Here is a 21536-nt window from a genome sequence, read left to right as displayed (position 1 = left end):
TTATTCAGATAAAAATATTTATGAAACGAGGATTAAACGATGAAATTCACAATGATATTCTTGATCGGATTAATTTTTATTGGACTATCGGCTTGTTCTAGTACTGGGCCAGTGCTATACCCCAACACGCATTTTTTATCCGTAGGAAAAGATTCTGCTGAGCAGGATGTTGATGTTTGTAAACAGTTAGCCGAATCGGCGGGTGCTCGAGAAGGCAAGGGTAAAGCGGGGGATGTTGCAACCAGTACAGCCATGGGTGCAGGTGTTGGTGCTGCGAGTGGTGCTGCGGGGGGAGCCATATACGGATCGGCAGGTCAAGGCTCATTGATTGGTGCTGCCAGCGGGGCTGTTGCCGGATTGCTGCGGGGAATCCTGTTCTCGGCCAGGCCATCACAACCCAGCCAAGCTTATGCCAACTTTGTGTCACGTTGTTTGGAGGAGAAAGGCTACGAAGTTACAGGCTGGCAATGAGCGGCAACCCTGCCTGCTCGAATATTGCTTGGTTGTAAGAAAGCAGATGCTTACTCTTGCTACGCCAACACCTTTCGCATTGCATCGGCCAGTTCCTCAGCGGCGAATTTAGCAACATAAGCATCTGCACCCACCGATTTAACGTGATTTTCGTTTGCTTCACCCGTGAGTGATGAATGAATAATCACTGGAATAGATTTAAATCTCTGATCGTTTTTGACATTGCGTGTAAGCGTAAATCCATCCATTTCTGGCATTTCCAAATCGGTCAAGACTAAAGCAACTTTATCTTGAATAGTTTTACCTTCGGTCGCGGCGATATCCGACATGGATTGAATTTTGGACCAAGCCTCGAGCCCGGTTTTAGTCATTACATAAGGCACATTTAATGCATTCAGTGCATTCTCAATCATGCTGCGTGCCAAAGGTGAATCATCCGCAGCTAATACAACTTTCCCAGCAGGGAGCTTTATTTTACTGGCAATAATTCCAGGCATCATATTCCCGGTAGCACTGGGCAGTACATCACGCAGAATCTGCTCAACATCCAGCACCTGGGCCAGGCGGGAACCTTCTTTATCCCCATCGAGCCGTGCGATACTGGTTATCAGGCTGCCGCCCTTGCCTTCTGCAGCGATTACCTGATTCCAATCCAGACGTGCTATTTCATTGACTTCTTCAACTGCAAAAGCTTGCGTCGACCGCGCATATTCGGTAACCAGGAGTATCGAAGTTCCTTTCCTTGGCGTACAACCTACAATTCCAGGTAGATTGATGACCGTAATAACTTGGCCGCGAATATTGGCTATGCCCATTACATTGGGAGGCGCATTAGCTATCTCAGTGATGCTAGGCATAACCATTATTTCACGAATTTTAAAAACGTTAATGCCAAATAACTCACGATGATGGGCACCAGGAGCCTCGCCTAATCTAAACAATAATAATTCGAACTTGTTGTTGGCAGTCAGATTGGTGCGTTCGTCAATATCATGCAAGGCTGTACTCATGGAATATACTCCAATATTTGTTAAGCAAGACGGAATTTGTAAGTGTGCGGTATCGGCTAAAGTTGGAGAATCTTGAAAAATACGACAAAATGTTTGCTTATCCGCGCCTTCATGAACTAAATTGTATGACTGTCAACCAATCGGGGCATTTCTTGTCAAATTATTTGAGTTGGCAGGAGCGGTTTCCAGTGAATTTTATTGCAACACATTATCAACTCAGCAAGCGCCTTTTCATTGATTGAATAAGGACTGTTTTCATTATTTTTTTGATTTCTGGAGAATCGCTCCAAGTGGGCCTGAGCGACAAATTCGCTAGAAAATGACTACAAGTGTTTCGGCAACTCCTTCATCTGGATAAATTTTTGCCGTACTTAGTCTGTTGTATTAACCGATATCAATCCCGGAGATAGACATGGACTTAGATGCAAGCATGCCCAAAGAACTAAAGCAACCTGGGATAATTAAAGAACTTCAGATATTATTTATGAATCTTGCATGTGGGATAAAACTGCTTGTGTTTCGTCGCAATATCATTGGCGAAGTGACAGTTTCTCATGATCAATTCATCTTGCTCTTGTTTTTTTATGGCATAACAGCGTTTGTAGCTTCGTATGTCATGACACCTAATCCGGTTTTCGGACTATTCGGACTAGGATACATAGGAGTGGAATTATTGGGTGTGCTTCTGGTGGGATTTGTTCTAACAAAACTCTGTGACCATCAAGACCACTTATTACGATTTCTGACTGTCACCTACTCGATTCTACCTTTTCTTTATCTCGTTTCTATCGCGGTATTACCATTTTTGCCAGATGCCTACTTTGAAACCGGGTATATGGTTTATGCATTATGGATCCTATGTGTATGTTTCTACGTTGTTCTACAATTACTGGATTGGCAAAAGATTAAAACTGTAATGATTGTCATGCTGTGGATATTTGCTTCGTATCCATTGGCTAACGTTCCATTGAGTTTCTGGCATGAAGATTTTGATTATTCAGAAGCGTTGACTGCATATAATGATGATTTAAGTTACGTTAATCAAGAGGAGGTTTACTATAATCAGTATCAATTGTTGAATAATGCGCTTAATTCTATTGAACCCGGGGTAGAAGGCGTAACCGATCTATTTTTTATTGGATTTGGCGCTGATTCCTCGCAAGATGTATTTATGAAAGAAATTAACAATGTGCAGCAAGTCATGAGCCATAATTTTGGAACCACAGGTCGCTCAGTTGCGTTGATTAATAACTTAAAAACAATCGACATCACACCGCTTGCTTCATCAACAAACCTAAGAATTGCATTGAATCATTTAGGTAGCAAAATAAATCCTGAAGAAGATATTGTGTTGCTGTACTTAACCAGTCATGGTTCCTACGATCATGAGCTTGCAGTGAACATGTGGCCGCTTGAGCTCAACGACATAGGTCCGGAAGTTCTTAGTGCTTATCTGGATGATGCTGGGATCAAATGGCGTATCATCCTGGTTTCGGCATGTTACTCGGGCGGTTTTATTGAGACACTAAAAAATGAAACCAGTTTAATTTTGACTGCCACAGCTGCTGATAGCGCATCTTTTGGATGCTCAAGTGAGAATGAATTTACTTATTTTGGCGAAGCGTTGTTTAAAAATGTAGAAGGAAGATCATACCAATTCATTGACGGCTTTAATCAAGCAATAGAAAGAATCAAGCAACGCGAAAAATCGGAAAATCTCACTCCTTCAAATTCCCAATTGTCTGTAGGCAATTTGATGAGAGAAAAATTACAAATGCTGGAACACGATATGGCCCGATATGCCCCCGAAAGATTCGGGGATTTTAATTGATCAGTTTCGATAGCCCTATGTTAGACATTATTTTTTTAAAAATGGCTCTATGTCGAGCTTTACTGTGTAGCATAGAGTTTTTTTATTCGTTTCACTACTCCATGAAATAATTGCATTACAAATAGTAATCTGATTTGAGAGCTTCTTTTCGTTCAATCTGCTGCATAAACTTGTGGATTCCTCTCGACTTAGATAACAAATAGAGCGGCCGTTAATATCGATGTGAACCACGTCAGTGTCGAAAGGGTTGCTACTGTCGGGTATCAGATGAGCTTTCAAGATATGCGTTTGTGTAATCGAATTGTTATCTGGATTGATGACATTTTCCTGTATCAACTGCGAAATCACTTTCTGAAACGGAGCTGCTGCAATAGTACAAGCAAACTGATCCAATTCAGGCCACGTGTAATAGCTTTGCACTGGATTGACGTGTGGCCGCGCATTTTTATCCGATTGATCTACAGTAACGATTTTGTTTCGATTGACAATAAGCACTACCGCAGAGATGAGCGCTATCGGAAGTATATACGACGTGTCTACACCCGCCCCGGCTATCAACCCGATAAACAAGGACATGATCAGGATCGAAAAGACGCTTATTTTCGGTTCCTGTTTTTCTGGTGAGTCAGCAGAAGATTGCGCTTGTTTCTTCATTAACTCATTGTTTTAGGGCTTGTTCGATGGCTGTCACTACGACTGGATCAAAAGGTTTGGTGTGTGGGCTAAATTGTGTGATGAACTTGCCGTCACGACCGATTAAATATTTCTGAAAATTCCAGGTCGGATAGGTGCCGGACAATTCAGCCAGTTGCACATAAAATGGATGAGCCTGTCCTTCTTTCACCGTGGTTTTTTCAAACATCGGGAATTTCACACCGTAGGTCAAGCGACAAAAATCTTGAATCTCGGCTTCGGTTCCAGGTTCCTGCCCTAGGAAGTCATTGGATGGAAAACCCAGTACGATCAATCCTTTTTGGTGATATTTATCGTACAACTGCTCCAATCCTTCATACTGCGGCGTATAGCCGCATTTGCTGGCAGTATTCACAATCAGCAGTACTTTACCTGTGTAGGCTTCGCATAAATTCACCATTTCCGATCCTGCAAGCTTGCGAAAATTCTGATCCAATAGTGAGCTACAGGCAAAAACGGGGTTGATCAGAAAAATCATCATAAAAATGAATAAAATACGCATGAGGCACCTCCTTAATTAATGGACAGACAGAAAACAGAGAGTATCTGTATCTATCTTATTAGTATATTAGAAACTAACTTGAGTTCGGAATGAAAGCACTGAAAAATGATCTGTACGTGTTGGTGTACCAATACCGGCATTTCCAATCAGGGCATCGGTCAAGTAGTAATTCAGCATAAACCGGATATTCGTACGGGGGTACCAATTCACACCCAGCGTGACGACTTGAATCTGACATTTTGACGTGCCAGTCCTGCATGGGTCTGCGATGAGGCTTTGATTTAAGTTTTCCGCAAGATCGTAACGTGCTGCAAATTCTAGCGCACCCCATTGACCGTTGGGCTGGGGCTTGCCAAAAGCCCCACGTTCTTTCTTGTAAACTGCAGTTTCCCCGGTTAGAAACCAGCTCGCCTGCACATAGAAAGCCTGAACAGTTGAATCCCTGCTGCTCCCAGATGTTTGATGGGTATTATCGAGTTTTGAGATGACGTATTCGCCTTGTAGCATGAGCGACCCGAGGGTATACGCTGTTTCTGCGGCAAAAGTCGATTGGCTATTGTGACTGGGTGAGTCAACACTGGTTCCAGCGACTCCCAAGGACTGATGGATACCTTGACGCCCGCCATAAACATCGACGGCTCCGGCTGCCAGCGAGTCTTTGTTCGCGGTATCTCGACTGGCAGAAAATCCAAGATGTAGAATGTGACCTTGTCTGTCAATCGGCAACCAGACAGCGCGGCCGCCAAAGCTAATGCCTTCCAGAGGTAAACCAAAATGCGACAGACTCATCACATGAATGCCAAAACCCAGATTATCCTTGATCATTGCCCGGTAGCCAATGCCGGTTAGAAATTGTCGACTGTTATAGATTCCGGTAGATGACGTCGATGGTCGCTCCATCAGGGTAATTTCATTGGAGCTGGTTATTTCTTCCAATCCCCGATACGGCTTGAATTGTCCGATGGTAAGCTGGCCAGACCCTAGTTTGGTTGCCAACCAGGCTTCTCGAAGGCTGTGCGGGAAGGCGGTAGTCGCATTGACTGCAAAGTCGTTTTCGAACTTGAAATTAACACCGTATATTTTTCCGGTGATCGTGGCGTAGGTTCTACGCCAATTGAAGCCCTCACGATCATTGTCATTCAAAAGCTGGCTGCCAAATGCCGGGTATTCTGGGCTCTCCTGATCTGGATATAATGAATGTACATCGAAGTGTCCACGACCGTTCAACCCTATTTCAAAATTACCATCATCGGTCTTGATTCTAGGACCACCATTGTAGGTAAAATTAACCGCAAGACATGAGCCAATGCTCATATTTGTCAGTATTATGAGACTACAAAACTTTAAAGTACGCTTCATATACCAATTGGATTGTGACGAATGGCATCTTGGAATTTTAGAACGAATAAAGCATATCCAGACTATATATTTCAGCTTCAGAGCACAAATGCTGCTGTACCTGAAGTGGTGCAGATAAGGATCATGTTTAGATAGCTCTTGCCGGCTAGTCCGTGCGCAATGCATCGACCGGATTTAATTTTGCCGCCTGCATGGCCGGAATTACACCCGCAGCAAGGCCAATCAGCATCGATATGCACACGGCGCCAAGCACGTAATCCCATGGAATATTCACCGGCAGGTCGCTGATCAGCAGTTTGAGCAGCCAGGAAATACCAGAGCCGATGAGCAATCCTGCCAGTCCACCCAACGTAGAAAGCGCAATAGATTCCAGCAAGAATAAGATGCGGATGCGTGCACGTGTCGCGCCTAAGGCAGTAAGCAGACCAATTTCCGACACACGTTCGGAAACCGCAATATGCATCAGTGTAACCATGCCGACGGCACCGACGATCAAAGAAATACCGCCCAGCGCAGCAACGGCAAACTTTAATATGCTTAAAATGGTAGATAAGGTACTGAGCATTTGTTGTTGTGATTTGACTGTAAAATCCTCGCGTCCATGACGCGCGATCAGGATGCGCTGGATATCTTCGACAACAATCTGCACCGTTGCATCAGATAAGTATGAAAATTGAATTTCCATCACACCTTGCCGATTGAACACTTCTAATGCTCGAGTCGTGGGTATGAAAACCGTGTCATCAAAATCAAAGCCGAGCACTTGACCCTTGGATGCCATCACACCGATAACGCGAAAGCGCGTTCCCCCAACTTGCACCAGTTTTCCAAGAGGATTGGTATCACCGAATAATTCCGTGCGTGCTTTGGCACCAAGTACTACATACGCACGAGGATTACGCGGATCATCATCGGGCAAAAATTGTCCGATTTCGACCTGCATGTTAAATGCTCTTGCAAAATCAGGCCCCTGACCATATGCGGTTACACGTCGGCTCCGGCCCTGCGCACGTATTTCTGCATTGCCGATTACGCTGGCGTTAGTATATTCTGCGTAACGGCTCTGTTTCAGCGCCATCGCGTCTTCTATCGTCAATAATCGCGCGCTGCCGATAGCACCCAGAGAACCACCATGTGTATTGATTTTCCCCGGTGTGATCGTAACGATATTAGTGCCGAACTGGGTGAATTCAGCCAACACAAAACGCTGCACACCATCGCCAATTGCAGTCAGGAGAATGACCGCGGCAATTCCAACGGCGATTCCAGACGCTGATAATATAGTACGCAGGCGATGGGCTATTAGCGACCGGAAGGCAAAATAAAAAATATCAATGGTGTTCATTATGTCCTTAAAGCCGCAATTAAAAAATCGACTTTCCCATTTTGGAGAGTGTACCAAGATAGTGATTTGTTTGTATTTCTGAAAACTTATTTGCGCTGGTGGCTAACTGCATAAGATTTGTATATCGTTTTAGTAGAGGTGCTTGGAGTGCGGCGAATTAGAGTAGTCGGATGTCTATTGAGTGATATTTTCAGGTCAGCTACAAGTTGCGTCAAAATGATCTCAGGACTACTAGTTTGTTGTCGGCACTGATAGCTTATTATGGACTTATAATTTCAATGGCGCGACCTGGAATGGCAAGATTAAAGTAGGCAGTATGGCAATTGGCGCAACAAGTTGAGCAACACTTAACAAAAGGTGCTTTGTGCAATCACTGGAGCATCAAACATACTATCCTGCACTGTTGGTTTATGACCTGATGTGACCAAGGGTGTCAAATCACCGGTAAACTCATGAGGTCGGGACAATGCTCGCAAAACAAACCGGAATCAAGGCTGAATACTATTCCCAAATCAATAGTTAGAAAGATTACCTGAATAGCAGAGCCCATGCACTCCCTTCACGCCTACATATCTTCTTCAGGCTCAGGGTCTTCTCTCGCCAGTGCTTGAGCAACCGCTGTAGATTGTTGTGCAGCATTCAGACTACCGGGAATTTTGGGTGTTTTGCACTGTACATCGGCATTTTGCGCGCGGTGGCGCAAAGCATGATCCATAAGTACCAGTGCGAGCATGGCTTCGATAATCGGCGTGGCGCGAATACCCACGCACGGATCGTGTCGACCGTGCGTTTCGACGATGACCGGATTGCCGTTCTTATCAATTGAACGCCGCCCGATGCGAATGCTGGATGTAGGCTTGATCGCAACATGAGCGATGATATCCTGACCAGTTGAAATACCCCCCAGAATACCGCCTGCATTGTTACTTAAGAAACCATTCGGTGTCATTTCGTCCGAATGTTCGGTGCCTCTTTGCGTCACGCTGTCAAAACCCGCACCGATTTCGACGCCTTTTACCGCGTTGATGTTCATCATAGCGTAGGCGATTTCAGCATCCAGACGGTCATACACTGGTTCGCCCCAACCGACCGGCACCCCCTGCCCTACCACGCTGATTTTGGCTCCGACCGAATCGCCGGACTTACGCAGTTGATCCATGAATGTTTCCAATTGATTGACATAACTGCTGTCAGCAATAAAAAAAGGATTCTGGCTAATATCCTCCCAACATTTGAATGGAATTTCGATCGGTCCCAGTTGCGCCATATAGCCACGAATCACAATGCCGTATTTTTCGTGCAACCACTTTCTTGCAATCGCACCGGCCGCGACACGTACCGCGGTTTCACGCGCCGATGCGCGGCCGCCGCCGCGGTAATCGCGAATTCCGTATTTCTGCCAGTAGGTGTAATCCGCATGGCCGGGACGAAACGTATCCATGATTTTACTGTAATCCTTGCTGCGTTGATCTTCATTACGTATCAACAATGCAATGGGTGTGCCAGTGGTTTGCCCTTCAAATACACCTGATAAAATTTCTACCGTATCGGATTCCCGCCGCTGCGTGACATGACGCGATGTTCCAGGCTTACGCCGGTCCAATTCAAGTTGGATCTCTTCGGTGCTGATGGTTAGCCCGGGAGGACAGCCATCCACAATGCACCCGATTGCAGGGCCGTGCGATTCACCAAATGAAGTGACAGTAAAAAGCGTGCCAAATGTATTACCAGACATATAATTGCTATTGTTGGGTTAAGGATAATGGTGCGAGTCTATCATATGTACTTGAGTTTTTTGGCTCTGAAAGGAGCATTTGAGCTTCGCCTCTTGCCTGATTTATGTAAGTCATCAAGGTTAAACTTGCAACAGATCAGGAATGAAATTCATTCCTCTTGCTATACCTTGCGCTAAAATGCGATTAACTGACCGATGCAGAAATAATTTGATGCATGAATATCTTAAGTAAATTATTGTCCGACGCATACGGGATTTGATTAATCCAATAAAATCAGGGTTTTGCATGAATACGCCACGAGTCATAGAATTTCTTATTAATTTACAAAACAATATCATCAGCGAACTGGAGCAGTTGGACGGCAAAACATTCAAACGAGATCAGTGGGATCGTCCGGAAGGTGGCGGCGGCATGAGCAGTGTCATTGAAGAAGGAAATGTGCTGGAGCGCGGTGGCGTCAATTTTTCCCATGTGTATGGTGCCGGATTACCCGCCTCAGCTACGGCGGCTCGTCCTGAATTAGCAGGCCGTTCATTTGAAGCAATGGGTGTGTCGCTGGTATTGCATCCGCGCAATCCACATGCGCCAACCGTACATATGAATGTGCGCTATTTAGAAGCTCACAAGAAAGGCGCAGAACCCGTCTGGTGGTTTGGTGGCGGTATGGATCTGACACCATATTATGGATATGAAGAAGATGCGATTCATTTTCACCAAACTTGCAAGGACGCCCTGCAACCTTTTGGCGATGATTGTTATCCACGCTTTAAAAAATGGTGTGACGAGTATTTCTACTTGAAACATCGCAAAGAACCTCGCGGAATCGGCGGTGTGTTCTTCGACGATTTGAATCAACCTGATTTTGATACCTGCTTTAAGGTCATACGTAATGTGAGTGAAAACTTTCTCAACGCTTACCGTCCAATACTGGAAAAACGCAAGGATACGTCTTACGGCGATCACGAACGGGATTTTCAGGCTTATCGGCGTGGACGTTATGTGGAATTTAATCTGGTATGGGATCGCGGAACTTTGTTTGGTTTACAATCCGGTGGCCGCACCGAATCCATCCTGATGTCCTTGCCGCCAATTGTAAAATGGCGCTATGACTGGAAACCAGCGGCAGGTAGCGCTGAGGAAAAATTATATACGGACTTTCTGATTAGTAAGGATTGGGTGTAATCAATCCATGCACACAATATCACTTAATAACCAAATCCTTCTCGGCGTTGTAGCGGGTGCATTACTGGGTTTCTGGTTCACAGCGCTGGAGCAGCAATCGGCTATCACACAAAGTGGGCTGTATATTGCAAAACTGGTGGGTACATTATTTACTGATTTATTGCGTATGATACTGATCCCATTAGTGTTTACATCGATCGTTGTCGGGGTGGCCAATTTACGTACACATCGGCAAATGAATCGCGTCTGGCAGGTAGCGCTGATTTTCTTTACTTCTACGATGATGCTTGCACTGATTCTGGGACTGACCTCCGCCAACTTGCTGCAGCCTGGGGGCGAATTACAGATTGCAATGTTCCAGGATGCGATGCAGGGTTTTCAGGCAACACAAATGTCGTTACCTGATTTTTTTGCACAATTCCTGCGTTCACTGTTTCAAAATCCGATCGCTGCTTTAGCGCAAAGCAACGTGCTAGCGGTGGTATTATTTGCTTTGTTATTGGGCATTGCCTTGGTAGTGGGTGGGGAACGTTATCGCAACATCCTGACATTGATGCAAGAGTTTCTGGAATTGATACTGATGCTGGTTGGCTGGATTATGCGCCTCGCACCACTTGGAATTATGGCCTTGGTATTGCAGTTGATAGCTACGCAAGATGCCGGATTGCTGTCAACGATGATTAAGTTTGTAGGGATAGTGCTGGGAACCACTTTGCTGCACGGATTGGTAGTGCTGCCAATGATTCTCTATCTCACTACCGGCATGACACCCCTCAAATTCTGGCTGGGCGCGCGCGAGGCATTGATCACTGCTTTCGCGACCAGTTCCAGCGCCGCAACGTTACCGGTTACATTACGCTGCGCTGAACAGCATTTGCATGTCAAACGTGATGTTGCCGGATTCGTAATTCCACTGGGTGCCACTATGAACATGGATGGCACAGCACTGTATGAAGCGGTTGCTGCCTTGTTTATTGCAAATCTGGTTGGTATTGAACTCAGCTTTTCGCAACAACTGATTGTATTTGTGACTGCCATGCTGGCAGCAATCGGTGCACCAGGCATTCCAAGCGCTGGTATGGTGACGATGGTAGTAGTATTGCAGTCTGTCGGATTACCGGTTGAAGCGATCGCAATATTGTTACCCGTTGATCGTATACTTGATACATTTCGTACTGCGGTTAATGTGGAAGGGGATATGGTAGGAAGCCTGGTGGTGCAGCATTGGATCAATAAAGATAAGCTTGGTAAATAGTTTAAGTTCTTGGGATTACTAAATCAGATCATTGTCACGAAAGCGCTGCTGTATTTCCAGAACCTTATCAGCATTATTGATCAATGCTGCAACGCAGTCACGATCCAGTTTGGAATTGGACATTTGCCTTAATACCGCAAAAGCTTCTTCATTACTCCATGGTGCTTTATACGAGCGGCGCGAAGTCAATGCATCAAACACATCCGCAACGGCGCTGATGCGTGCCTCTATCGGAATTTCTTCGCCTTTCAAGCCATCGGGATAACCACTGCCATCTACTGCCTCATGGTGATATTCAGCGATATTTCGCAGAATGTTGGTGTGGCCAAACGCCCCCAGACCAAAATCATCCAGCACGGAATCGATGATTTCGCGCCCTTTTACCGGATGGGTTTTCATAATATCGAATTCTGCCGCATCTAATTTGCCGGGTTTGCGCAGAATATTATCTGGAATTCCAATCTTGCCAACATCATGCATGGGTGAAAACAGAAATATATGTTCAATCTGCTCATCGGTAATGCCATAACTGGATGCGAGCTTACGTGCAATCAGGCGTGCATAGTGGGCCGTTCGGTCGATATGCGAACCCGTTTCAAGATCACGGTAATGCGTCATGCTTCGAGCCGCACGGACTGCAGCCAATAAAGTGCGAATGGCAGTCAATTCGCTGATGACCATCAAAGCGATCAAATGACCGTAAATATCAATCTGACGCAGTGTCTGCGGGGTAAATGGATGTTCTTGCAGCGAATTAAAAAAAAGAAACCCTACGAAAACACCACTTTGATAGAGTGGCATCGTGTAGCTGGATTTATATCCTTTAGCAGCTACTCGTTTGGTATGTTCATGTGTACCCTGAGAAAAAATATTGAGATCCTGCACCAGGCGCGGGCGGCGATGTTCGATAATACTCGACAATGATGGCGCTGCACTCAGCGGTGCCTCGTAGGTAGTCACCGGACTTTCGTTGCCTTCGGTGCTATGCGTATAGGTCTTGAGCATCTCGGTTTTTTCATCATACAAAGCAATAGAGAGCCGATCAATGAAGGGAAAATCCTCACGCATGACCTGATGCAAGAAGCGCAACTTTTCTGTCAGCGGCAAATTTTCATGCAAATTGGCTAGCGTGTCCTGATGTGTAAACAGATCTTCTTCCGATTGCATGACATTCCTTCCATCAGATGTGAGGCAGTAAAGCCTTTGCTATTCCGCCCATTCAGCAAAGAGTGTGAATCTATTGAGGCAAGGCAATAAATTTTCACGTCATTTTAGACGAATTTTCATGAACGTGTGGTGCTAGATTAAGCATCCGAATTGTATAACCACTGCAGAAAAGCTTCTGTTCCGATTGCTATAATTTTTTGTGGCGTTCTGCCTATGGTCCTATTACCGGCGTGGTCAGTCGCCACAAGCGCGTTTAACCGGGATTGTTAGTAGTGTTCTCAGATTATTGATTCAGTACTGAGAAAAGAAATCACTTGGCAACATCATAAAGAAACGAAATGGAATGCTTTTTTTCACAATGATGAGAATTTTTTCAAAAATAAAAGAATAGAACAAAGATGTTCATTGACTGCTATGCAATTGCTTGTGTTATAATTCCGCTTCTGACGCGGGGTGGAGCAGTCTGGCAGCTCGTCGGGCTCATAACCCGAAGGTCGTAGGTTCAAATCCTGCCCCCGCAACCAAATAAAACAAGCACTTATAGGATAATAACCATAAGTGCTTTTTTCATTTCTTGAGGATTGTAACCATTTTGTAACCGCATTTATGCATTTCCTAAATAGTTTATCACTAGTCTTGCCTGTTTCGATTTGTAGCAAATTTGCCACTAGGGTATATTGATTTATACCTGATTGAATGGAGTGGGCAAAACTGTGAGGGAAGAGTTAACCTAAAGGAGGATTAAACTTCTTTTAACCCATAGCACAGTTTCGCCCATAAGAAATAGCGCGTGCAATCTGGGGGGAGATTTACACGCGCCATTTGGAAGGGAAGTGAATTTTTTATAGGGCAAGAATATAAATGATCACAGCCGCAATTATCCGTCATTCTTAATTATCTTCTGTGCGGTGGCTAACTTATCTCAAAATAATTATTAATTCTCTTGAATGCATAATTTTTTCGATCCAGTGCCGATATAAAGAATGCGCTTATATTTGCGCTTCGTGTACCCCTCCACGAAAGCCAGGGGGGTTCAATAGAATCCCTCTGGTTACTCTTGTAGTAAGAATCAGTGAAAAGCAATAACAACCATCATCTGCTTTAAATACCTAGATTGCAATCTTGATATTAGTTATTAATACTGATTGAAATAGGACTCATAATCTCTTGATCGCTGTTTCGGATTCAGCCAGACCAACCAATAAATTAAACCACTTAAAGATTAAATTGATAAATACTTTTCTCATTTTTGCTCAAAATAGTCTTGGTGTAGGAAAAAACTTATCAAATAAAGCAATAAAAACCCGCTCGTCAGGGTTAGTTCGATGCTTCTTAGATTACTTACTTATAACTGTTTGTTTCTCCCCACAAACCCCAGTAAACCTAGACCCGCCAGCAGCATGAGGTAAGTGGATGGCTCGGGTATTGGTGAAAGCATCTCATCGGTTGATAACGCGTAGGCGTGACCTCCCTCTGTTATCGTATTAATCGCATAACCAACAACCCAACCGTTATTATTTATATCATTCGCTGAAAGTAAAATCCAGCCAGCATCTTTAGTCTCTTGGTCGAGAAAGTCATTTAAATTGTATTGATTATGTCCATCCCATATAACCGCTGCTGAATCCAATATCTCAGAATTATATCCTCTGTCTACAAACTTATTTCCAACAACGATACCGAAGTCATTAATAGAATTTGCTTGAGATGGCCCTCCTATTGATTGTAACGATCTAACGGCGCCATCATCCCAAATAAATGATTTTGATCCTCCAGAAAAACCAATACCGTTAACTAAAACTTGACTATTATTATTAATATCTACCGCTCTAGAGCTAAATATCCAGTCATATCCTTTGCCTAAACTTACGGTTACACCGACATCAAATAGTGCCGCTGTTGTTTCATGGCTTGGTCCTCCAATATCAATTTGACCAACCATTTGGTTTCTATCATTTAAAGCATTTGTTTTGATGTTATATACAGCTATTGGCTTGTTTGAACTATTCCATAATGTTGTTGTGAATCTAGATGTTGTACCTATGAAATATCCATTTTCATTAAGATCAAGATTCAAAACTCCGTTTGGCATACCTGATGGGAAACTGAGCTTTTCAATACCATCAGACCTATGTATGTAACCAGACACGCTTGGATCAAAATTATCAGATGCCCTAATAACCACATCCCCTCTATTATTTATGTCTAATGCTTTTGCATCACGGTTATTTCTCGGTGTTAACAAGTAAGTTGATGTTTTACTTTCTACATCCCATAAGGTTGGAGTTTGCCAGGTAACTGGGCCATCTTTAACCCACTCAAACCCTACAACTTGATTGAGATCATTGATGGCTAATGCTTGGCTATTTGGATGAGCGCCATTGAAATGCAAATCAATAAACTTATATTCCGCATTTGCAGACGTTGAGAGGATCGCAGCTACGATCCCTAGTGTTAATTTATTCATAATGACTCCCTAATTATTCTTGTTTTTACAGCGACAGTGACATTTTTTTTGAAAATATATTGATTCCTTGTGCCCGCTACTTCTTTTGAGCTTCATCTTCTTCTGAATTGGAGCTTGAGTCGGTTAATTCCTTTTCAAGAATGTTGCTTTAGAAAATATATCACTAATTAATACTTCTATCATCCCTTAAACGCTCTAATTCAGAGATTAATCATGCTTAATATCTGACGTGGTAGTTTTGTTTTTATTTATTTTTAGCTAGCGTTAAATCAAAACCTACAAGACTAGGCACTAGGATGCTTACCATTATTTGCAAATGGATTTGGTTTATCCTCTCCCCCAAATGCTTTAACCTTTCCTTGTGAAACAGGAGTCAAACCAAAATCATTAATAAGATTTCTATACTGTGAAATCATGTGGCCGGTAGGAGTGTCACCAGTCGAATATAACTGGACTATCTTCCCATGTAGTGAGCAAAGTATTGCCAAAGCAGATAAAGCTCCCTCAGTAAGCAGTTTATTGGCCATTAAGAGCGGTACGAGTCTATTCCATTCATTAACAGCATAAGCATTAGGTAGCCAATCAGGTGAGACCGGCATATCAACAATAAGTGGAAATTTAACTGATTCAGTAAGACGATCGTTTCTTGCGGTCCCTGAAACTATTTTTAAAGTTTGTGGCTTTCGTGGTCTCATACTAACCTCTTTTTTTCAATTGACTGTGCAAATAAATGGGAGCGATGCGATACTTTAAGTTTTTTTTCTCTAAAGATCCAAGGCCGCCCACTTTCTGAATTTTTTTTTGGTTATGATTATTAAAAGAAATGCTAAGGGCGGTACTTTGAGTTTTTTACTCTGAAGACTGAAGGGGGCATGACCTCTTTGCCTCATCTACCCACCTCCAATTTTCAATCTGCCAGCCTTTGGACGGTGGATAATGCACCATGTCAAATTTCCATTTCCTGACGGCCACATTATTCTTTGGCGGTTCCGGCATTCTCTCCCTTAATGAATGCACTGAAATTTTATCTTTCCATGCCATACTTTCAGCCGTGGGAGCTCCAGGCGGTTCACCAATTGAGCATTCCCATGTGCAATAGCCAGAAGTGCGGTAATCCAGAAATCTAACCATCAAGAATCGAATCTCGCATCTTTTGCACTTTTCATAATTAGCCATCACTGAATTACCCCTTTCAGCGGTTTACCAACTACTCTTCTCTTACTGTGTTCCCGTGGTGTATATGGTATAGATACATTGTGTCCGTACACCGGCCTAGTGAATTGGTCAAAAACTGTCTTTTCTGAGCCGACCACCGGCCTAGTGAATTGCTCACCTGAGCCGACCACCGGCCTTGCACTAGTCCGGCTACCGGCCTGGGTATTTTGTTTTTGAGGTGGGGTTCTCCTGCCGATAGGTGGCAATTTGCAGTCAGCCCATGCACCTTGCTTGTAGGTCTGATTTGAAATATCCAATCCTACATAGCTGCTGATTTGAAGCCATGTCACCGCATACCAATTGCAGCCAGCATTCAAGCCACCCAGGCGAGTAGATACAATCAATCCTCGTTCAATAAGTTCGGCTATCGCTTTTCTGTTTGCTGAATTAGATTGCCAACCATGCTGAGAAAGCCATTTGTATGTTAATTGCAGCCTTCCATTGTTACTACCATTGATTTGCCTTATCAACGCGAATAGAAGCGATTTGCCGCGATCTGATAACCCTATGAATGCCTGACTATCCATAACAGCATGAGGGATGCGTGAAAACCCTCCTGTAAAGGTTTCAGCTGGCTTTTTAGGTTTCTTACTCATGAGCACCTCGCAAGTTCTTTGCAAGAATTTTCAGCCCTTCACGTTCTGATTGTTCAGCTACTTTTGCAGCCTGTAGTGCACCTCTTGGAAGTAAGCTTTCAATGTTGGTTCTAAGTAATTTACGCAAAATATGCGCAGGCATTGCTTCGGCTTCAACGGTAGCGGTTACATGTTTTGATCTGGTATCACTTACTTTGCGGGGTTTCGTAGGTAAGTCATATTGCTTAATTTGACTTTCATTAATTGCCAAACGAATAAACTGCATATCGATATTGCTATTAAGATGCAAGCGCAATTCTTTTTCCAGTTTTACATCTATAAGTACCCCACTCTGATCATAATCACCTACGTATAGAATAATTAAGGGGCGCTCATCATTGGAACGATTGCGCTGTTCTGCTGCATTGTTAACGAACGATAAGCTTGCAAAACCGCTTGTTGGAAATAAATCAACTGCCAGCTCGGTACAATCTTTCTGGATAACGCTGGCAATGCTTCGGGATTCACACCAGACTTCACAACAGTAATCTGCATCTGCCCATAAATCAGACCGATACAGCCCAGCCATACGGGAAATAAATTCGCTAGCATTGGAATAAGTATTAACAAAATAGCCTCGTCGGCTCATGTCAGCTACCCAGGCATATGGAATGCGGCCTGATCGACGTAACTTCACGCAACGATCTTGAACTTGGTTATAACCCTCATCAGTTTTGGGAACACATTCTGCTAATCTCGGATCGGTCATTAGATAATAAATGTGTCTCACACTTTGAGGATGATCATTCTTTAACGCCTCAAAAATCTGATTATCTAACTGATCTAGCTGTGCTTTTGTACGTCTTCTACGTTTTATCAAGCCAGCCTGATAAAATGATTTATCTTTTATTAATTGAATGGAGGTTTTCATAAATTACCCTCTATGCTATGCTCTTGATTGTCGGCTTCCTTTCCGATTTTGCCTTTATCGGTTGGTGCGGTTGTTCCCGCTCCAACCAATACATAGCAAGCAATACGGTGAATTTTTCCGCAATCGCTTGGCCGGTCTATCCAAATTGTGTTGATTCCTATTCCACCCTTACGCAGTTCCATTACACGTGCGGCCGGGTGCATCACATCAAGCTCTTTGCGTGCGGCTAATGTATCAAGGGGTTTGGTATGGAGATAAGCAAGAATGCGCATACGCTGCGCTTTGGCGGTGTTTTCAACCATGATATTACACCTCCACGCCTAAAACTTTCTTAATCTCACGCACCGGCCAGGCAAGACGCCCATTGATACGTATCGGACGTATGGGACCGTTCTCTAAGGATGCCCAGGAACGTAGTGTTTGCGATTTTCTATTTAAGTAAAATGCGGTTGCGTCTGTGGGTAAAGTGGGCTGTGTGTTTGAATCTAATGGTGGAAAAACATTTAGGGTCATTTATTTCTCCTGCGCCTCACGGCGTTTTTGCGTGACTTGGTGTCCGCTGTCTATCTAGTTTCACCTGTCACGCTATTAATGAATACAGCGGTATTTTCAACTATGTTGCGGTGTTGATGTTTGTATATTAATGAAGTGGTTTCACGCTTTGTCGGAAAGCGTGAAAATGAAATTAAATTTTTTTGCGTAGTTTTGACAAACGGTTTTCAAGATGTCTGAATGGTGTATCTGTAATACCTTTTTTACTCTTCCAGCAAACAGAGTTATCATCATCAACTTCTAAAATTACTGCATTAGGCAAACGGTCTTCCGCTATTCTTCGCAATTCTTTTAAAACATCCTTTGAAGATACTTCCTTACCCAACTGCTTTAAAATCTCAAGCAGAATCTTGCTTAGCCTATCAATCCCACGTTGTAGCGGACGGGTAAATAGTCCTCCTTTGACTGCCGCGTCATAAAGCAAAAAATCTTTTCTTGCAGATTCAGCTTCTAATATGTACATCAAACCTTTATCAGAATATCCATACTTACGAGCCAATTTGGCAGATTCCATGGTTTTAATTGCATCTTTGTGTTGGCTTCCTGGGGGTATATAAGATTCAATTGCCGTAATCTTTACGTTAAAAAAATCAGTATCTTCCGACGGCCATTCTTTTGTTAGTATGCGGATAGATTCTTGCAAACCATCTTTTTCTGCCATTACTGTACCCCTTTCAGTTCGCCTTCATATTAACCCCCCCAGGCGGTGAAGGTCTCCGCTTTTCGCCCCGTCAGGCTAAAGGAGGTGTGCCGCTAAAAATTACTTAACTGATTTGATATCTTTCGAGTCACGATAAAGCTCTGGGTGTTTCAATTGTTCATCCGCATTTTTCCCAACATTATAGAGACAGCGAATTTGGTTTAGTGAATTATCAATTTTAAAAAGTAAATCTGGTATATCTTCGCTAGATTTAAAATTACCAGCACTACCATCTGCAAAAACCAAACAACCAATACCAACAATTGTTTACTGTAATGAGATAGTTATACTTTCAGCATAATCAGAAGCCCCAGAAAACCACTGCAATTCTTCTTTAGTTAATGATGGGGCGACTCGCTTCCATAATTCCATCAATATATTGTTAGTATCACATACCCCATTAATTCCCCTGATTTGTACTTCTGAGGTAAAATCTTTTCTAGCCATGATTTGACACTCCATATTAGTGTTGCGTTGTGGTTAGGGGCTCAAGTGCTATAACACTTGATAACCCCGCTTTTGCCTGATTCCGTCAGGTGGCGGTTATTGCTCTTAAACCGGCCTTACCAGGTGTAAATTTTATTCCTGCCTCCTGCAATATCCATGTTTCGTACTTTCCGTGCCATACTGCCAACAATTCAAGGGGGCGATTAATATAGTGACGTTCAGCCGTTGCACTTGGTGCGTGTCCCATGATTTGTGCAACAATACCTCGTGGCATTTCCACCCATTCAGCAAGGCTGGCAAAAGTGCGTCGCAACCCATGCAAGGTAACTGGTGGCAATCCAGCAATTGATAAGGCTCGATTATGGGGAATGCGTGGTTCTGCTATCCGGCCATTGGCTGCGGACATGCTGCTAAAAACCCATTGATTGCGGCGTGGTAAAGCAGTTATTAAGTTGGCAAGATAGGGCGTTAATGGAATCTTCCTGCCCTCTTCATGTACTTTGTCTTTAACCCATATACTACTCCATTGAAAGTCTACATCCTGCCAAGTTATGCCTGCCATTTCTTCACGTCGCGCACCGGTCAATAACAAGGCTTGAAGGTATGCACTAATAACGGGGTTAAGTGATCGAACGGCGGCAAACCATCCGGGAAGGTGTGCCCTTTGCAGTACATCAAACTGTTTACTTTTCCGGCTGGGTATTTCATCACGCAAATCTTTACTTTCCACGGCTTGCGGATCGATAACCGCGCTATATTCCGGCTGTGATGCACACCAACGCCAAAATGCACGGAACATTTCAAAGCCTTGGCGTGTATTATTTGCTCGTGTTTGCGCTTCTTTCCTCTGCCATTCTTTCAAAACATTGGCTTTAATATCAACCATACGCATCTGCAATAGCGGGTACAGCACTCCTTGTGCTTTTAATCCTTTTCCGCGCTTCTTTGGTTCGCCTCCGGCTTGTGATAGGTTTTCATGATCTATTAAATGACGCGCTCCCCATCGTTTCCCGCGTTCAATATGAGCATGCTGCATTTTGTCTTTTTGGTAATCTAGATAATTTACCCATGCCGAACTTACCGTCAGAGTTTCGCGTGTTTCCTGCGCTTTTTTGATAGCGGCGGCGGCTGCTTTTGCAGCGGCTTTATCTGCCTTAACTTCGCGTGGATCATCACCTTGATCAATCATGGTTTGAAGTTGACGGGCTTCTTTTTTTGCATCGTCAATGCTATAGACGCTTACATCACCAATGGTAATTCGTCGTGTTTGCTTGTTAACCTTGGCTTGGAAAATATAACGATTTCGCTTTGATCCGGGTGTAGCTCGTACAGCAAGACCGGGCACTTCATCGCACCATAAAAATGCTTGTGTCGCATCATCAGGACATTTAAAGCCACTAACACGACCAGCCGTGAATTTTATTCTTGCCATTATTCCACCCTAAGATTTGTAACCGTTTTGTAACCGCTTTTGCAGTATACAACTGAATATTAATCAACGCAAATAAAAGGGTAGTTTTTATAACTATATTGTTATTAAAGGTTTTAATTATTTATACGAATACCGATCAACACCAATAAACACTATTATAATCGGGCTCATAACCCGAAGGTCGTAGGTTCAAATCCTGCCCCCGCAACCAGCTTATCCTTGCTGTGAATAGCCGTTTCATGCGGATTTCCAGAGAATTCAGCTTTACGGAATGAATGTGCATTTAGATTAACCATCTCACTCTTGTCTAAAAAACCTCCTTCTGAATTTTCGTCAGTACAAGATTTATCCTGCCAACCAAGGTTTTGATCACCTGTTTCGGTCATCATTTTGACTTGCTGCAACAATGGATCGTTATCGCTGATCTTTTGCTGCTTACCAGCCGCAACTATTAAAATTCCGGCAAGGTCGTCAAGCAAGTCGCAGGCATATTCTGTTCCAGACGCTTTGGGCGTAAGCACAATCTGATCAATTAGGCCTCTGAGCAAGTCTGCTCCTTCTGTTCTGGTTTCTTCTGTATATACAACTTTTTTTACAATTTTATTTTTACGCTATTAACTATTATCAAGCACTATTTTCACTACAGAAGCGCTTGAGTTTTTGTTT

23 protein-coding genes and 1 tRNA gene are annotated in these 21536 nt (G+C 43.5%); 6 read left to right on the top strand and 18 right to left on the bottom strand.

Going from position 1 to position 21536, the window contains the following annotated elements:
• Positions 1-39: 39 nt before the first annotated feature.
• Positions 40-471, top strand: coding sequence for a glycine zipper family protein (locus C7H79_RS02985; RefSeq protein ID WP_106705814.1), 432 nt, complete (start codon positions 40-42; stop codon positions 469-471).
• 59 nt (positions 472-530) lie between these two features.
• Here C7H79_RS02985 and C7H79_RS02980 read toward each other — a convergent pair whose 3' ends face one another.
• Positions 531-1481, bottom strand: a complete 951-nt coding sequence (locus C7H79_RS02980; protein WP_106705813.1) for a chemotaxis protein — start codon at positions 1479-1481, stop codon at positions 531-533.
• Positions 1482-1893: 412 nt separating this feature from the next.
• On the opposite strand from C7H79_RS02980, the gene C7H79_RS02975 reads away from it, so the two are divergent.
• Positions 1894-3312: a C13 family peptidase gene (locus tag C7H79_RS02975; RefSeq protein WP_106705812.1), complete on the top strand. Its 1419-nt coding sequence runs from the start codon at positions 1894-1896 to the stop codon at positions 3310-3312.
• A 27-nt stretch (positions 3313-3339) separates the two neighbouring features.
• Here C7H79_RS02975 and C7H79_RS02970 read toward each other — a convergent pair whose 3' ends face one another.
• The 5 genes from C7H79_RS02970 to aroC all read right to left on the bottom strand — a co-directional run bounded on the left by C7H79_RS02970 (position 3340) and on the right by aroC (position 8946).
• Positions 3340-3966: a hypothetical protein gene (locus C7H79_RS02970; RefSeq protein ID WP_106705811.1), complete on the bottom strand. Its 627-nt coding sequence runs from the start codon at positions 3964-3966 to the stop codon at positions 3340-3342.
• A gap of 4 nt (positions 3967-3970) precedes the next feature.
• Positions 3971-4507 carry a glutathione peroxidase gene (locus tag C7H79_RS02965; protein WP_106705810.1) on the bottom strand — a complete coding sequence of 179 codons (537 nt, stop codon included), beginning with the start codon at positions 4505-4507 and terminating at the stop codon, positions 3971-3973.
• Positions 4508-4573: 66 nt separating this feature from the next.
• Positions 4574-5821 carry an OprO/OprP family phosphate-selective porin gene (locus tag C7H79_RS02960; protein WP_242447110.1) on the bottom strand — a complete coding sequence of 416 codons (1248 nt, stop codon included), beginning with the start codon at positions 5819-5821 and terminating at the stop codon, positions 4574-4576.
• A gap of 190 nt (positions 5822-6011) precedes the next feature.
• Entirely contained in the window at positions 6012-7211 is a 1200-nt protein-coding gene (locus C7H79_RS02955) for an ABC transporter permease (RefSeq protein WP_106705808.1), read from the bottom strand.
• Positions 7212-7776: 565 nt separating this feature from the next.
• Positions 7777-8946, bottom strand: coding sequence for a chorismate synthase (aroC, locus tag C7H79_RS02950; protein WP_106705807.1), 1170 nt, complete (start codon positions 8944-8946; stop codon positions 7777-7779).
• 286 nt (positions 8947-9232) lie between these two features.
• Here aroC and hemF point away from each other — a divergent pair, with 286 nt between their 5' ends.
• Positions 9233-10129, top strand: coding sequence for an oxygen-dependent coproporphyrinogen oxidase (hemF, locus tag C7H79_RS02945; RefSeq protein ID WP_106705806.1), 897 nt, complete (start codon positions 9233-9235; stop codon positions 10127-10129).
• A 7-nt stretch (positions 10130-10136) separates the two neighbouring features.
• Positions 10137-11384: a dicarboxylate/amino acid:cation symporter gene (locus tag C7H79_RS02940; RefSeq protein ID WP_106705805.1), complete on the top strand. Its 1248-nt coding sequence runs from the start codon at positions 10137-10139 to the stop codon at positions 11382-11384.
• Positions 11385-11402: 18 nt separating this feature from the next.
• On the opposite strand, the gene C7H79_RS02935 is transcribed toward C7H79_RS02940, so the two are convergent.
• Positions 11403-12551, bottom strand: a complete 1149-nt coding sequence (locus tag C7H79_RS02935) for an HD domain-containing phosphohydrolase (RefSeq protein ID WP_106705804.1) — start codon at positions 12549-12551, stop codon at positions 11403-11405.
• Between the two features lie 447 nt (positions 12552-12998).
• Here C7H79_RS02935 and C7H79_RS02930 point away from each other — a divergent pair.
• Positions 12999-13075, top strand: a tRNA-Met gene (locus tag C7H79_RS02930).
• 821 nt (positions 13076-13896) lie between these two features.
• Here C7H79_RS02930 and C7H79_RS02925 read toward each other — a convergent pair.
• Together C7H79_RS02925 and C7H79_RS02920 are read right to left on the bottom strand one after the other, a co-directional pair.
• Positions 13897-15018 (bottom strand): PEP-CTERM sorting domain-containing protein, encoded by a 1122-nt coding sequence (locus C7H79_RS02925; protein WP_106705803.1) that lies wholly within the window; start codon positions 15016-15018, stop codon positions 13897-13899.
• Between the two features lie 284 nt (positions 15019-15302).
• Positions 15303-15713 (bottom strand): P27 family phage terminase small subunit, encoded by a 411-nt coding sequence (locus C7H79_RS02920; protein ID WP_106705802.1) that lies wholly within the window; start codon positions 15711-15713, stop codon positions 15303-15305.
• A gap of 248 nt (positions 15714-15961) precedes the next feature.
• Here C7H79_RS02920 and C7H79_RS17840 point away from each other — a divergent pair, with 248 nt between their 5' ends.
• Complete coding sequence (locus C7H79_RS17840) at positions 15962-16117, top strand: hypothetical protein (RefSeq protein WP_172592335.1); 156 nt, start codon at positions 15962-15964, stop codon at positions 16115-16117.
• A gap of 76 nt (positions 16118-16193) precedes the next feature.
• On the opposite strand, the gene C7H79_RS02910 is transcribed toward C7H79_RS17840, so the two are convergent.
• From C7H79_RS02910 to C7H79_RS02875, 9 genes are all read right to left on the bottom strand, one after another.
• On the bottom strand, positions 16194-16829 hold the full coding sequence (locus C7H79_RS02910; RefSeq protein ID WP_106705800.1) for a hypothetical protein: 636 nt from the start codon (positions 16827-16829) through the stop codon (positions 16194-16196).
• Positions 16822-17739 (bottom strand): hypothetical protein, encoded by a 918-nt coding sequence (locus C7H79_RS02905; protein ID WP_106705799.1) that lies wholly within the window; start codon positions 17737-17739, stop codon positions 16822-16824. The genes C7H79_RS02910 and C7H79_RS02905 overlap by 8 nt, the downstream gene beginning before the upstream one ends.
• Positions 17736-18041 (bottom strand): helix-turn-helix domain-containing protein, encoded by a 306-nt coding sequence (locus tag C7H79_RS02900; RefSeq protein WP_106705798.1) that lies wholly within the window; start codon positions 18039-18041, stop codon positions 17736-17738. Before C7H79_RS02900 ends, C7H79_RS02905 begins: the two co-directional genes overlap by 4 nt.
• Before the next feature lie 4 nt (positions 18042-18045).
• Entirely contained in the window at positions 18046-18252 is a 207-nt protein-coding gene (locus C7H79_RS02895) for a hypothetical protein (protein ID WP_106705797.1), read from the bottom strand.
• A 172-nt stretch (positions 18253-18424) separates the two neighbouring features.
• Complete coding sequence (locus C7H79_RS02890) at positions 18425-18952, bottom strand: hypothetical protein (RefSeq protein WP_106705796.1); 528 nt, start codon at positions 18950-18952, stop codon at positions 18425-18427.
• A gap of 99 nt (positions 18953-19051) precedes the next feature.
• Entirely contained in the window at positions 19052-19237 is a 186-nt protein-coding gene (locus C7H79_RS17630) for a hypothetical protein (protein ID WP_147383559.1), read from the bottom strand.
• Between the two features lie 21 nt (positions 19238-19258).
• Entirely contained in the window at positions 19259-19438 is a 180-nt protein-coding gene (locus C7H79_RS02885) for a hypothetical protein (protein ID WP_106705795.1), read from the bottom strand.
• Positions 19439-19523: 85 nt separating this feature from the next.
• Positions 19524-20870: a tyrosine-type recombinase/integrase gene (locus C7H79_RS02880; protein WP_106705794.1), complete on the bottom strand. Its 1347-nt coding sequence runs from the start codon at positions 20868-20870 to the stop codon at positions 19524-19526.
• A gap of 167 nt (positions 20871-21037) precedes the next feature.
• A complete protein-coding gene (locus C7H79_RS02875) occupies positions 21038-21418 on the bottom strand; it encodes a hypothetical protein (protein WP_197714584.1) in 381 nt (126 codons plus the stop codon).
• Positions 21419-21536: the final 118 nt, after the last annotated feature.

The organism is Nitrosomonas supralitoralis (genome assembly GCF_003011925.2).
Lineage (GTDB): Bacteria > Pseudomonadota > Gammaproteobacteria > Burkholderiales > Nitrosomonadaceae > Nitrosomonas > Nitrosomonas supralitoralis.
Note: the sequence above shows the minus strand (reverse complement) of the source record. Positions and strands in the feature narration are given on the sequence as shown.